At 43.0% G+C, this 12,796-nt stretch carries 12 protein-coding genes; 3 read left to right on the top strand and 9 right to left on the bottom strand.

Annotated features, from left to right (window positions below):
- Positions 1 to 7: 7 nt before the first annotated feature.
- The 3 genes from G3R49_RS13480 to sodB form a co-directional block, all read right to left on the bottom strand.
- On the bottom strand, positions 8 to 1,276 hold the full coding sequence (locus G3R49_RS13480; RefSeq protein ID WP_167870021.1) for a YeaH/YhbH family protein: 1,269 nt from the start codon (positions 1,274 to 1,276) through the stop codon (positions 8 to 10).
- A gap of 45 nt (positions 1,277 to 1,321) precedes the next feature.
- The gene (locus tag G3R49_RS13475) at positions 1,322 to 3,256 is read right to left on the bottom strand and encodes a PrkA family serine protein kinase (protein ID WP_167870020.1); all 1,935 of its coding nucleotides are present in this window, start codon (positions 3,254 to 3,256) and stop codon (positions 1,322 to 1,324) included.
- Between the two features lie 396 nt (positions 3,257 to 3,652).
- Entirely contained in the window at positions 3,653 to 4,237 is a 585-nt protein-coding gene (sodB, locus tag G3R49_RS13470; RefSeq protein ID WP_130602699.1) for a superoxide dismutase [Fe], read from the bottom strand.
- Between the two features lie 271 nt (positions 4,238 to 4,508).
- Between sodB and G3R49_RS13465 the strand changes: the two genes are divergently transcribed.
- The 3 genes from G3R49_RS13465 (at position 4,509) to G3R49_RS13455 (ending at position 6,141) form a co-directional block, all read left to right on the top strand.
- Positions 4,509 to 4,850 carry a Grx4 family monothiol glutaredoxin gene (locus G3R49_RS13465; protein ID WP_130602701.1) on the top strand — a complete coding sequence of 114 codons (342 nt, stop codon included), beginning with the start codon at positions 4,509 to 4,511 and terminating at the stop codon, positions 4,848 to 4,850.
- A 261-nt stretch (positions 4,851 to 5,111) separates the two neighbouring features.
- Positions 5,112 to 5,714, top strand: coding sequence for a GNAT family N-acetyltransferase (locus G3R49_RS13460; RefSeq protein ID WP_167870019.1), 603 nt, complete (start codon positions 5,112 to 5,114; stop codon positions 5,712 to 5,714).
- 37 nt (positions 5,715 to 5,751) lie between these two features.
- Entirely contained in the window at positions 5,752 to 6,141 is a 390-nt protein-coding gene (locus tag G3R49_RS13455) for a hypothetical protein (RefSeq protein WP_167870018.1), read from the top strand.
- A 136-nt stretch (positions 6,142 to 6,277) separates the two neighbouring features.
- On the opposite strand, the gene G3R49_RS13450 is transcribed toward G3R49_RS13455, so the two are convergent.
- The 6 genes from G3R49_RS13450 to G3R49_RS13425 all read right to left on the bottom strand — a co-directional run bounded on the left by G3R49_RS13450 (position 6,278) and on the right by G3R49_RS13425 (position 12,793).
- The gene (locus G3R49_RS13450; protein WP_245335366.1) at positions 6,278 to 7,000 is read right to left on the bottom strand and encodes an ABC transporter substrate-binding protein; all 723 of its coding nucleotides are present in this window, start codon (positions 6,998 to 7,000) and stop codon (positions 6,278 to 6,280) included.
- Positions 7,001 to 7,165: 165 nt separating this feature from the next.
- Entirely contained in the window at positions 7,166 to 7,387 is a 222-nt protein-coding gene (locus G3R49_RS13445; RefSeq protein ID WP_130602709.1) for a YnbE family lipoprotein, read from the bottom strand.
- An 18-nt stretch (positions 7,388 to 7,405) separates the two neighbouring features.
- The gene (locus G3R49_RS13440; RefSeq protein ID WP_167870017.1) at positions 7,406 to 10,492 is read right to left on the bottom strand and encodes a YdbH domain-containing protein; all 3,087 of its coding nucleotides are present in this window, start codon (positions 10,490 to 10,492) and stop codon (positions 7,406 to 7,408) included.
- Positions 10,493 to 10,660: 168 nt separating this feature from the next.
- Complete coding sequence (locus G3R49_RS13435; protein WP_167870016.1) at positions 10,661 to 11,509, bottom strand: D-hexose-6-phosphate mutarotase; 849 nt, start codon at positions 11,507 to 11,509, stop codon at positions 10,661 to 10,663.
- Between the two features lie 10 nt (positions 11,510 to 11,519).
- Positions 11,520 to 12,134 (bottom strand): DUF938 domain-containing protein, encoded by a 615-nt coding sequence (locus tag G3R49_RS13430; protein WP_167870015.1) that lies wholly within the window; start codon positions 12,132 to 12,134, stop codon positions 11,520 to 11,522.
- Entirely contained in the window at positions 12,134 to 12,793 is a 660-nt protein-coding gene (locus tag G3R49_RS13425; protein WP_167870014.1) for a response regulator transcription factor, read from the bottom strand. Before G3R49_RS13425 ends, G3R49_RS13430 begins: the two co-directional genes overlap by 1 nt.
- Positions 12,794 to 12,796: the final 3 nt, after the last annotated feature.

Raw genomic sequence — 12,796 nt, 5'->3', positions numbered from 1 at the left:
GCCTCCTTTATGCGGTTTGCTTTTTAAATAGCGCTTTAAATACTGGATAAATGTCATCGGCCTCACGGATATGCTGTACGGCGATGTTGTTAAATTGCTCCTGTAATGACTGATATGCAGCCCAAAGTGTTTGATGCGGGCGTTTAGTGATTTCGATGTAACTGTAGTAGCGCACAGTTGGCAGAATGTGTTTTTCTAGCAACTCTTTGCAGTGGGGCGAATCATCTGACCAATTGTCACCATCTGATGCTTGCGCTGCATAGATGTTCCACTGACTTTCTGGGTAACGTTTTTGCTGGATTTCATGCATTAGCTTAAGTGCGCTTGATACAATAGTGCCGCCAGTTTCTTGTGAATAGAAAAACTCATGCTCATCGACTTCTTTGGCTTGGGTATGGTGGCGAATAAACACCACTTCCAGGTTTTTATAAGTGCGAGTCAGAAACAGGTATAACAAGATATAAAAGCGCTTAGCGATTTCTTTTGTAGCTTGATCCATTGAACCGGAAACATCCATCAAGCAGAACATCACAGCCTGACTGGTTGGTACTTCACGCTTGGCATAATTATTAAACCTAAGGTCAAAAGTGTCGATAAACGGCACTTTATCAATTTGCTTTTTAAGCAGCGCGATTTCATCTTCAAGGCGTTTGATGGTATCGGCATTGCCACCCGGTGTATCAAGCAACTCTTGCAACTGTTGTTTGAGTTGGGCAAGTTGCTTCTTTTTACCGGCGGTCATGGCGATGCGTCTTGCTAATGACGAGCGTAACGAGCGAACAATGTTAATGTTCGCTGGTACGCCATCGTTAGTAAAACCAGCGCGGTAGGTTTGGTACTCAACAAGTTTACTCAACTGCGTTTTTTGCAGGTTGGGCAGTTCAAGATCTTCAAATAGCAACTCTAAGTATTCATCATTAGAGATTTGAAAAACAAAGTCGTCCTGGCCTTCGCCAGTATTTGATGCATCACCTTGACCACTACCTTGTCCGCCCCCGCCTTGTGGTCGTTCAATTTTATCGCCGCGGTTAAATTGATCGTTACCCGGGTGCACTCGCTCACGAATGCCCCCTTTACCTTGACGGAACGTTGGCTCACTGATATCACGGGTCGGGATAGTGATTTGCTCTCCCTTGTCGATATCAGTGACGCCGCGCTTGGTCACCGCATCGCTAACGGCTTTCTTGATTTGCTTTTTATGGCGTTCAATAAAGCGTTGGCGATTTACGGTACTCTTGCCCTTGGCGTTAAGTCGTCTGTCAATAAAATTGGCCATAATTGCCTCCTACAACTGATAGTCATGTTGATTTCTTCAGTTGTGTTAAGAGGACTTACGCACGCGTAAATACCATTCTGACAACAGGCGAACTTGCTTTTGGGTATAGCCTTTCTCCATCATGCGATTAACGAAGTCATCGTGTTTACGTTGATCTTCGGTGGAAGTTTTAGTGTTGAACGAGATAACGGGCAACAGGTCTTCGGTATTGGAGAACATCTTTTTCTCAATCACAGTGCGCAGTTTTTCGTAACTGGTCCAGGTTGGGTTGTTGCCTTCGTTATTGGCGCGAGCACGTAGCACGAAGTTAACTATTTCGTTACGGAAGTCTTTTGGATTACTTATGCCTGCGGGCTTCTCGATTTTCTCTAGCTCCCCGTTAAGTGCAGCGCGGTCAAACAGCTGACCGGTTTCAGGATCACGATATTCTTGGTCTTGAATCCAAAAATCAGCATAGGTGACATAGCGGTCAAAAATGTTTTGCCCGTACTCTGAGTAAGATTCCAGGTAAGCGGTTTGAATTTCTTTACCAATAAATTCCACATACTTAGGAATGAGGTAACCTTTAAGGAACTCAAGGTAGCGCTCACTTATTTCACTCGGGAATTGCTCTTGCTCGATTTGTTTCTCTAATACATAGAATAGATGTACTGGATTGGCAGCAATTTCTGAATTATCAAAATTAAAGACCTTTGATAAGATCTTAAACGCGAAACGCGTTGATAGGCCTTGCATACCTTCATCAACACCGGCGTAATCACGATACTCTTGATAAGACTTGGCCTTAGGGTCGGTGTCTTTCAAGCTCTCGCCGTTATATACCCGCATTTTAGAAAAGATTGACGAGTTCTCGGGCACTTTTAATCTTGAGAGCACAGTAAACTGCGCCAGAGTTTCTAATGTACTTGGCGTGCAGGGGGCTTTGGCAAGCTCGGAGTTTGCCAGTAGTTTGTTGTAGATTTCAATTTCTTCAGATACCCGTAGGCAATAAGGCACTTTGACTATGTATACACGGTCTAAAAACGCCTCGTTGTTTTTGTTGTTTCTAAAACTTGCCCATTCTGATTCGTTGGAGTGGGCTAAAATAATGCCGTTGTAAGGTAAGGCCGATAAGCCTTCAGTGCCGTTGTAGTTACCTTCTTGAGTCGCGGTAAGTAGTGGATGCAATACCTTAATCGGCGCTTTAAACATCTCAACAAATTCCATCACACCTTGGTTGGCGCGGCAAAGCGCACCAGAATAGGCATAAGCATCAGCATCGTCTTGGGAGAAGTGTTCTAACTGCCTGATATCCACTTTACCGACGAGTGAGGAAATATCCTGGTTGTTCTCATCGCCCGGTTCTGTCTTGGCGATTGCCGTTTGGTCCAGTACTGAAGGGTAGATTTTTACTACCTTAAATTGACTGATATCGCCACCAAATTCGTGCAGGCGTTTTACCGCCCAAGGCGACATGATTGTTTTAAGGTATCGATGGGGAATACCGTACTCATCGCACAGTAACTTACCATCTTCATCGGCATCAAACAGCGCAAACGGATGATCGTTTACTGGGCTTCTAACGCCGTTGGAACTTAGCACGTAGATCGGAATTTTTTGCATCAAGGCTTTTAGCTTTTCGGCTAATGAAGATTTACCACCGCCAACAGGACCGAGTAGATAAAGGATTTGCTTCGACTCTTCCAGCCCTTGAGCCGAGTGCTTCAAGTAAGACACTATTTGTTCGATTGCTTCTTCCATGCCATAAAATTCTTCAAAAGCTGGATAGCGGGAAATTAAGCGATTCGAGAATATACGGCTCAAGATAGGATCTTTGGATGTGTCGATGACTTCAGGCTCACCAATTGCCATAAGAAGGCGTTCAGAAGCTGACATATATGCGCTTTTGTCTTGCTGACAAATGTTCAAAAACTCTTCTAAAGAATACTCTTCTTCAAGCTTTTGTTCGTAACGTTGTTGATAGTGCTCGAAAATACCCATTGCAGCCCCCTAAATAAATTTTTGTCAACTTGATGCTCTGAAGTAGAGCTAGACAATCAATTTAAAATTGAATTTTTGGCTAAGGTCTATTACTACCCAGTACGTCCTTGTCTTTGTGATTGATCAGATAGTTTCGGTGTGAATTACATGTTCTAAAAACCTTGCCACCTATATCCAGTGTAGGTGTTATTTTGCTTCTTGCTAGTAGAGTTAAGTAAATTTAATTAATAAAAACAACAACAAACAGTAGCAATTGCAACAATAGCAATTGTAATGAATTAGACTGATGACTGAAAAGATGTGTGGAAAATCAACACATAGAAGGAACTGAGGAAGGGGGCGAAAGCAATAAAAAAGGAGCACTAGGTGCTCCTTTAACGGCGTTGGGTATAGATATTAACCTGCGAAGTTTTGGTTAACAAATTCCCAGTTAACTAGTGCCCAGAAACCGTTCATGTATTCAGGACGAACGTTACGGTAGTCAATGTAGTAAGCGTGTTCCCATAGATCCACAGTCAGTAGTGGAGTAACGCCGTCTTCAGTTAGCGGAGTTGCCGCATTTGAAGTGTTAACGATGTCTAGAGAACCGTCAGCTTTTTTCACTAACCAAGTCCAAGAAGAACCAAAGTTGTTGATTGCTGAGTCAGTGAACTTAGCTTTGAATTCTTCAAACGAACCAAATGCAGCGTTGATAGCGTCAGCTACTGCACCTGTTGCCGCGCCGCCAGCGTTTGGTGCTAGGCAGTGCCAGTAGAATGTGTGGTTCCAGATTTGAGCAGCATTGTTAAAGATACCGCCTGATGAGGTTTTAACGATCTCTTCCAGAGATTTACCTTCGAACTCGGTACCTGGAATTAGGCCGTTTAGTTTTACAACGTAAGTGTTGTGATGCTTACCGTGGTGAAAATCTAGCGTTTCTGCTGAAATATGTGGTTCTAGTGCGTCTTTAGCATACGGTAGTGCTGGTAATTCGAAAGCCATTAGTCTCTCCATGGATTCAGGTTATCGTATTTTATGTTTTTACCAGAGTACGGATATTACTATCTCGTTATAGGTAACATTGCTCGCCAAACATTGTACTCCATATTTATGTGATGTGAATCATTGTTTAATGAATATTTTTGATAAGGGTTATCGGTTAAATCTATGGTTTAAAAGTTAACCTAAAACCCTACAAAATTTGGGATTTTTGTTCTTAATCAAGGTATCGTACAATACGTTAAATTTCATAAAGCCGTTGTTAGGAATTAAAATGGAAACTGTAGATAAAATTAAGCAGCAAATCAGCGAAAACCCAATCATTGTTTATATGAAAGGCTCACCTAAGCTGCCAAGCTGTGGTTTCTCGTCTCAAGTTGCACAAGTCATGATTAACTGTGGTGAGCAGTTTGCTTTTGTTGATATTCTTCAACACCCTGATATTCGTGCTGAGCTACCTAAGTATGCTAACTGGCCAACATTCCCACAGCTGTGGATTGAAGGTGAGTTGATCGGTGGCTGTGACATCGTGACTGAAATGTACCAAAAAGGTGAACTACAGCCGTTAATTAAAGAAACTGCTGACAAGTACCGCACTGAAGATGAAGCTGAATAACAAAACGCTTTAGCGTAAACAGCCTATTGAATTGTCATTAGGTCATTTATTAAAGCCGGCAATATCGCCGGCTTTTTTTGTGCAATATCAACACTCGACAGGTTAGGTAAACGGCGACACTCACTTTATTTCAAGCTAAAAATGTGATTTATTTCACATATATATTGTGTATGCTAAAAGGTATGTGTACTTGTTAGCGCAGCATAAGCATAAGCATAAGCATAAGCTGGGGCTAACATCAGCGAGTTTTAGGGATAAAGCATGTCAAAAGTAGATAGAAGTCTGTGCCTTACCGGTGAACATGTGATTCTAGAGCCACTTAGTTTGGATCACGTGCCCGCACTTATTAATGCTGCAAATGATGGTCAGTTGTGGGAGTTATGGTTTACCAACGTGCCTGACAATGACAGCATGAAAACTTATGTGGAAAAAGCGCTTGAGGCCGAATCGATTGGTCAAGCATTGGCTTTTGCTGTGCGTGATAAGGTTTCAGGCAGCGTTATCGGATGCACACGAATTTGTAATTGGGATCAAGCTAACCGACGTTTAGAAATTGGTTACACCTGGTATGCCAAAAGTTTCCAGCGCACAGCCGTCAATACGGAGTCCAAGCTACTGCTGCTAAATTATGCGTTTACGGCATTAGACTGCATCGCGGTCGAGTTTCGTACCCACTGGCACAATAAGGTTTCCCGAGCTGCAATTGGACGTCTTGGCGCAAAACAAGATGGCATATTGCGCAATCATAGAATTCAAGCTGACGGCACGTTGCGCGACACTGTGGTGTTTTCGATCATAAACAGCGAATGGCCAGCCGTAGAAGCCAGCTTGAAATCAAAGTTAGCCGAGCATGGTAACTCATAGAATTTTGTATAGCTTAGAATCAATTAGGAGAACAACAATGACAACACGGATAGCCGCATTGATACTTGCTTGTGCTGCTTTGCCTGTAATGGCAAGTGAGGCAGAAAACGCTTTTACTAAAGAGGTGTTAGAGTGCGCCGCTTACTATGATATTAGCTCTCAGGTGATTTCTTCTATGGATGCGCCGCAAATGGCTGCCGTAGCCGACCGTTTGCAGTCATCTGCTGATAAAGCCGTTTTGATAGCTAACGACTACATGGCGCCAGAAGAAGTGTCTAAAGGTGTTGAAGCGCATAAAGAGCAGCATATGCAAAAGATGGCGGGCGCAAGTTTAGGCGTGTTGATGAAACAATACAAAGATACATGCAAGAGCTTAGTTGATAACCCACAGCAGCGTTTAGATTACTGGACCATGGCAACCATGTAAGGCTGATATCGCTCGCAGTATTCTTCCAGTGCAAGTTGTTGATTATAATAGTAAATGAATAGCGGGTTAAACATAAAGAACGGCACCATTCAATGGTGTCGTTGTTATTCAGGGTGGTTTGACAATAGAGTTGTCGCTAGCGACTAGTCAATTGGTAAGCATTGAGTAATCGCTCAAACATGCCTTTTTGCTTTATACGCTTAAGCCACTTGCTAAGCTGCTGGCGTGATACCTTAGACTGTGGATTTAAAATTACCCCGTGCTGATATTGCTGATCACGAAAATTTGAAACGAGCAATTTAGTCTTGGCGTCCGGAAATTCTAAATAATAGTGTTGCAAGTATGACCATGTCACGGGAGCGACCTGTGCACGCTTTAACAAAATGCTTTCGATTGATGCGTGGTTCGAGTTAACAAATTGCACTCGAAAGTCTTTTTCTAGTGCACTGGCATCGGGGTTTAATGCCGCAAACTGGTAATGATAGCCACGAACCAGACTTAGGGTTTTATTTTTGATTGATTTGAAGAATTGTTGACTCTTTGCTGTAGACTTAAGTGCGATAAATACTTCACCGTCATCAACATTAAGGGGAATAAACTCATGGGGGAACGTTTGCCATCCCCATTGAGGACTTTCAAACAGCATTAAGTCAAAGCGGTTGATACTGTACGCAGAGGTGCGCTGCTCAATACTAGTTGGTACAAAGTTAAACTCTACCTCATTTTGTACCTGATTAAGCGCGGCAATCAAATCTATGGTTAATCCCGAAAAATGCCCATCATTTTCTTGGGTAACATAAGGCGAAAATTCATAGCCGCCAACATTAATGATGGGTTTAGCGCTTGTTGAAAATGGCATGGTAAGTACCACTAACAGAAGCGCGCTAAGCATTGTTCTCAAGATTAGATCCTAAATATTATTTAATTTGGTATTTGTTGCTAACTCTTACTTAATAGCTGTTAGGTACAATTGCTACGTACAACTTAAGTTTACTGTACGAGTAATTGTAACAGTTAAACCTGATCACTCAATTTTGTTTTTCGCACTATTTACATTGTCAGTTTCGATCGCATTATCAATCAGTGGTGCTGTTTTTTCATCGACTTGAATCGCAATTTCATGCTCAATTTTCACATTTAGGTTTATTTCAATAGGCTCTTCAGGTGGTGCTAGGGTCACCGTTGGCGTACACGCCACCAGTAGCATGCCGGTGATACTGATATACAGAGCTATATGCTTTCTCATTAAAAAGATCCTTTTAATTTAACGCTCGATGTTAGCAGCACTGGACGTAAGATTAGTTTCTATTTGCTGCTCAAGTAAATAGGGTATCTGTAAGCTTTGGTAAAGCGAGTACAGGTTTTCTTGATGTTGATAGTTTAAATGCACAGGTCGGCTATAGTTTTTGGCTTTGCCTTGCACTGAAACTGATAACTTGGCATCACCTGTGTCTTGCATATCAAATGTTCCAGCAAGGTGATGATAGTTCAAATGGGCAAGGGCTTGCACGGCAGTTTCTAATTGGGGCTGGGTTCGAACAAGCTCAGTTATTGCCTCATTTTGTTGTAGCTCAATTAGACCACCCGGTTGTCTTGCTGCCAAATTACCCCCACTAATGGTGAGCTTTCCTTTATCTAGTTTAGCGGGCAATACACCGTCAAAAATACCGGAAATATTGAGATTACTGATAGGCTGTTGTTTGAGCAAAGCATCGGCACTGACGCCTTGAACTAAGATATAGCCATTGGACTCATCATGCAGCTTGATTACGGCTTGCGGAATGATAAAACGACCATCGAGCACCTTGCCCCTCGCCGAGAGTTTCACATCAGACTGACTAAGACCGGTTAATCGCTGCAGCCAATTATTGGGTTCAGTTTGGCTATCGCGATTAAGCATAATATCTGCGCCAATTTGTACGTTTTCAAATTTGAGGCTTGAATGAAGCTGATTTACTGAAAGCAAAGCTTTCGGACAGTGTAACTGGCTCTGAGTATTAGATTGCATTTGAGTACTCGATACCCAATCAAATTGGCAGTCCAGTTGTAGTTGGCCATTGTTAATACGATTGTCACTGACCAGAGCACTGACTTGATTTGCGTGTTGTTGTAGTTTGAGCTCAAAACTATTCTGATGAGGGTATTGGGTCAGGGCAAAGTTTGCTTTAATTCCATAATTACCAGTAAGCTCGTAAGGCTGTGCTAGCGTATTAAGTCGCAAGCTGTCGATTGTGTCTATAGCGCTGCTATCTAACTGCCACTGGCCAGCAAATGTTGGGTTTTTATTTAGATTTACCCAGTGTTTAGATTGTGGTTTTAACGCGCCGAGTTGCCAGCTTTCGTGTGTACTCCAAAGCCCTCGAGTCAAATTGATATCTTGCGCGATGGATAACTTATCTAATGCAATCAATCGATAATTTTTACCTGAGCGCGCTTTTCTATCTAGGGCGATACCAGTGAACTGCCAACTTAATTGGCTACTCAATGTGGTTTGATCTTCTTTAAGTTTGATGCCTGCTCTAGGTGATGTTTGCGAGAGGGCAATGTTGTCGACCTTGTAGTAGCTAATCTCACTAAGGCTAGTGTCTCTGGCGATACTTAAGCTATTGATATCTAGCAACCATTTACCAAAATCAATATTGCTTTCAACCTGACTCCCTTTAAACCTTAAGCTAGCTGGGTCTGTCACAGTAAACTTGGTTGCACCGATAACCCCGCTTAACACTTCGCTGTTAAAAGTGGCCGCAGAAAGCTTGATTTCACTACCAGGGTCAAGCGCTAACTCTATATTTTGGGAGTGATTAAGTCTGAGTGAGCCGCCAATATTGAGATCTGGTTGATTGATGGATAAATGACTTGATTGCAGCGCTTGGCTTAGTAAATCGCTTAAAGGGTAGGTGTGTGAGTCAGTATTAGGGGCTAGGCGCTTCAACGAGCCAGTTAGACTGAAGTTTGCAGACATGTCTGTTTCGTTACCTTGGCTCATTGCTAGTGAGTTAGAGGTTAGTGAGTTAAAGGTTAGCGACTTCAAGACAAGGCGCAATGATTCGTCATCATTACATAAGCTCAATGACGCTTTATCTTGTTGAAGGTAAAGGTTTGCTGTGTCGCGGTTAAACTCAAATTTAAGTGGAGCGTGAAGAGCAAGCTTAGTATCTGGTAGCTGTTTTAGGGTCGCATGCAAGTAGGCTTTCACATCGTGTGGCAAGTCGAGCAGCTTCCAAAACCCCTGATTGGCGATCAGTAGCTCGTTATTGGGTTCGAGCTCGAATGGGGCAAGGCTGAAGCTGTGCTTAGGCGAGACTCCTTGAATGACGAGAGGCCGCAGCATGTTAATTTGATGTTCGGACATCAGTTGCATGCTTGTGTGCGGCTTTAGCCAAACATTATCGTTAAAACTAACACTGGCATTATCAAGCGTATGCTTAGTGTTCACCAAACCGCTTTGGGGATTGAGCAGGGCTTGCCCTTGCAATGTTCCATGCAAGCTTGCTCGCATTTGTGACATTTGATGAAGTGGAGTTAGCGCTTCAAGTATCGATTCATATAGTGGGTTTAGTTCATGTCCTTGGGCTAGCTTTGCTTTTGCATAATCCAATAAATAGCGCTGAAGCTGCTCTAGTGCTGCGATGGTATGAGAAACTTCAAGGTGGTAATTTGCGCTAATGCTATTTTGTCTGTTCCCCGCGCTATCGCTAAGGCTATGACGAGCAGTGAGCGATATAAGTTGATGGTGGTTAATGCTGGCAGTCGCAGCGAGTTGATGCTCATCGCTATGCAAGTTAGTCAGGGCGATATTGAACGGTCGATTGTGTTGACTGTCAGAGATTTTGGCAAAGTTGAGCGATAGTTCATCGATACTAAGCGCTGGAAGCTTTTCAAGCTGAGTTAAATCAAATGCATAGTCAGTGTTTTGCTTGCTTACATCACTGACGTTTTGCTGCTCAGCTTTTTGTTTAATGCTTGGGTCATTTACGTGCACATAGATACGTTTAGCACTGATACTTTGTATTTTATCAAGCTCAAATGAAGCGCTAAGCAACATACTTAAGCCCTGATTTAGCCTGATGTTTAGCTCTTCAACCGCAATATAGTTATGCTGAAACTGTAAAACGAGTCTGGGAATATGCAGCTGATTTAGATTAATAGATTCAGTGTCTAAGTTAAGCACTCTGATATTGTAGGGTGCTAGAATACGGTTGATGACTCTCACCGATAAGGTTTGCTGCGGCGTGTAATCAACCGATACTGACCCGGATTGAGGCTCGTGAGGAGGCTGCTGTATCCAAAAGTAAGCAGCCAATAGCGCGACTAATATGAGTGAAAACAGAAGTAATAATCGCCTAAACATGACGCGCCAAGTTTGTCCCTAAATTTTCACGTTAGTTTAGCATGTTCGCCAAGCTACTGGCATTAATGGTTATTTATTTAAGCTGTAAATAAGAGCCAAATAATTAAGCCTCACCAAGGATGAGGCTTTACTAATTCTGCGTCACTCACTTTAATGCTTAAGCTAGTGTCAATTTTGCCAGTATATGGTGGTGGTCAATGTATGGCTTGCGCCAGCGGCAAGTGTTACTTGATCTTCTAACACGTTGGCCGCCTCAAGACACAACATACTCAAGTAGTCATTGTCGTTAAAGCGACTGAGACGCTGAGATTTATCTATCCAAGGATTCCACAGCACAGCCGATTGACTGTTTTCGCGCTCGACTACGATACGCCCCTCTGGCGTAGTAATGACTTGGGCAGCACTTAGATTGGTGTAAACCCTGTCTGTTTCGCGAGTGAACTCAACCAGATCATCATTTTGAGCATAAGGCCCTTTAGCAAACTCAATGTATTGAGATTCAGCTAAGCCACTTACATAGGTGTTATGAATATCACTTGTAGGGAAGTAGGTATGCAGCGCTTGGGTAAGGCTAATTGGATAATCGGTTAAGTTGGTATTGGTTAAGCTCACTTTGAGCTTGCTGCCAAGTTCAAACACCACCTGCAATTTGGTTTCATGGGGCCAGAAGTTTCGATGCTCAGGTTTAACGTTTAGCTCCATGGTGACAAAAGCAACTTGATTGACCATTTTTACTGATACTAAATCCCACTGGGTTGTGCGAGCAAAACCATGCTGGGGGAATCCTTCAACTTGGCTTTGACCAAACCAGGGCCAACAAATCGGTATACCGCCGCGGATCCCGTTGCCCGGCTGATAATCATCGGCACTGGACACCCATAATAAGGGCTGTTGACCCTTGGGCTGAAATTGGTCAATTTGCGCACCTTGAAGATAAATGGTGGCAAAACATAGATCAGTATCGATTTCGACGAACTTAAGTCCATTTACGTGAGTTTTAGTTGTAACTGAGCCCATTGGTATTCCGTTATTTGCTGGTTTGGCGAATGAACCGTAATAGTCTGTTATTGGCAGGCATGGATACATCGTCCACAAGACTGAATCCTTGCGCTGATGCTAACTGAGTTACCCACTCGATATCGCGGATCCCGCGCTGTGGATCTTGCTCGGCTAACCAAGCATCAAAGTTAGCGTTAGATTCGCTGGTGTATTTGCCCTGATAATTAAATGGCCCATAGATAATAAGCTGACTACCACTTTGTTCAAGCAAGGTCCCTAGTCCGCTAAACAATGCTTCGACCATTGTTTTTGACATGATATGCAAGGTATTGGCTGTAAAAACGCTATGAACTTGCTCATTCAAGGTTGGCCAGGGTTTGGTTACATCGAGCGCTACAGGAAATTGGAGGTTATTGAGCTTAGCAAGCTCAACGCGGCGTTTGATATTATCTAGGTATATTTGTTGATCGCTTGGTTGCCAACGTATATGTGATAGCAGCTCACTAAAGTAAACACTGTGCTGACCTGTACCACTGCCAATTTCCAATACGCATTGTTCGTTAACTAGCCATTTGGTTAATTGCTCGAGTATGGGTTGTTTATTGTTTTCGCACGCCTGTGAAAAAGGAAGCTCGTTGAACATTAGCTTAGGTCAACCTTTTCCATTTCTAATTGCTGTAGAGCAATAACCGCTTGGGTGCGATTGCGAACGCCCAACTTTCTAAAAATGGCTGTGGCATGAGCTTTAATCGTTGCCTCTGACACGCCAAAATCATAAGCGATTTGTTTGTTGAGTAACCCTTCGGCAAACATTTGTAGCACTCGATATTGCTGAGGTGTAAGTTCTGACAGTTTAGAGGCGACTTTTTCTGAGTCGTTGTTTTCAATCTCAACCAGCTTAGTGTTTTCTGGTAACCAAATGTCACCATATAACACGGCCGACAAGGCATCCGTTAGGGTTTCCATTGAGGCTGATTTTGGAATAAAGCCACTGCTGCCATAATGAATTGCGCGGCTAATTGTGGTGATGTCTTCATGGGCCGAGACCACTACAACCGGTATTTCTGGGTAGTGGCTACGCAAATGAATCAGGGTTGAGTAACCATGGGAGCCGGGCATTTGCAGGTCGAGTAAAATCAAATCAAATTCAGTTGATTGATCTAAAGTCTGTTGCAGTGCGTCTGCACTATCAGCTTCGACCCACTGAGTGTTGGTAAAAGTGGCTGATAGCGCTTGGCGTAGGGCGTTTCTAAATAACGGGTGGTCGTCCGCAATTATTATCTTTAAATTTTCTAGCTTCATGGA

Origin of the sequence: Shewanella sp. WXL01 (genome assembly GCF_012263345.1) — a bacterium.
Classification (GTDB): Bacteria; Pseudomonadota; Gammaproteobacteria; order Enterobacterales; family Shewanellaceae; genus Shewanella; species Shewanella maritima.
Note: the sequence above shows the minus strand (reverse complement) of the source record. Positions and strands in the feature narration are given on the sequence as shown.

Coding starts and splice junctions, on each gene's coding strand:
- G3R49_RS13480 (WP_167870021.1), bottom strand. CDS start 1,276: ATGGCCAATTTTATTGACAGACGACTTAACGCCAAGGGCAAGAGTACC.
- G3R49_RS13475 (WP_167870020.1), bottom strand. CDS start 3,256: ATGGGTATTTTCGAGCACTATCAACAACGTTACGAACAAAAGCTTGAA.
- sodB (WP_130602699.1), bottom strand. CDS start 4,237: ATGGCTTTCGAATTACCAGCACTACCGTATGCTAAAGACGCACTAGAA.
- G3R49_RS13465 (WP_130602701.1), top strand. CDS start 4,509: ATGGAAACTGTAGATAAAATTAAGCAGCAAATCAGCGAAAACCCAATC.
- G3R49_RS13460 (WP_167870019.1), top strand. CDS start 5,112: ATGTCAAAAGTAGATAGAAGTCTGTGCCTTACCGGTGAACATGTGATT.
- G3R49_RS13455 (WP_167870018.1), top strand. CDS start 5,752: ATGACAACACGGATAGCCGCATTGATACTTGCTTGTGCTGCTTTGCCT.
- G3R49_RS13450 (WP_245335366.1), bottom strand. CDS start 7,000: ATGCCATTTTCAACAAGCGCTAAACCCATCATTAATGTTGGCGGCTAT.
- G3R49_RS13445 (WP_130602709.1), bottom strand. CDS start 7,387: ATGAGAAAGCATATAGCTCTGTATATCAGTATCACCGGCATGCTACTG.
- G3R49_RS13440 (WP_167870017.1), bottom strand. CDS start 10,492: ATGTTTAGGCGATTATTACTTCTGTTTTCACTCATATTAGTCGCGCTA.
- G3R49_RS13435 (WP_167870016.1), bottom strand. CDS start 11,509: ATGGGCTCAGTTACAACTAAAACTCACGTAAATGGACTTAAGTTCGTC.
- G3R49_RS13430 (WP_167870015.1), bottom strand. CDS start 12,134: ATGTTCAACGAGCTTCCTTTTTCACAGGCGTGCGAAAACAATAAACAA.
- G3R49_RS13425 (WP_167870014.1), bottom strand. CDS start 12,793: ATGAAGCTAGAAAATTTAAAGATAATAATTGCGGACGACCACCCGTTA.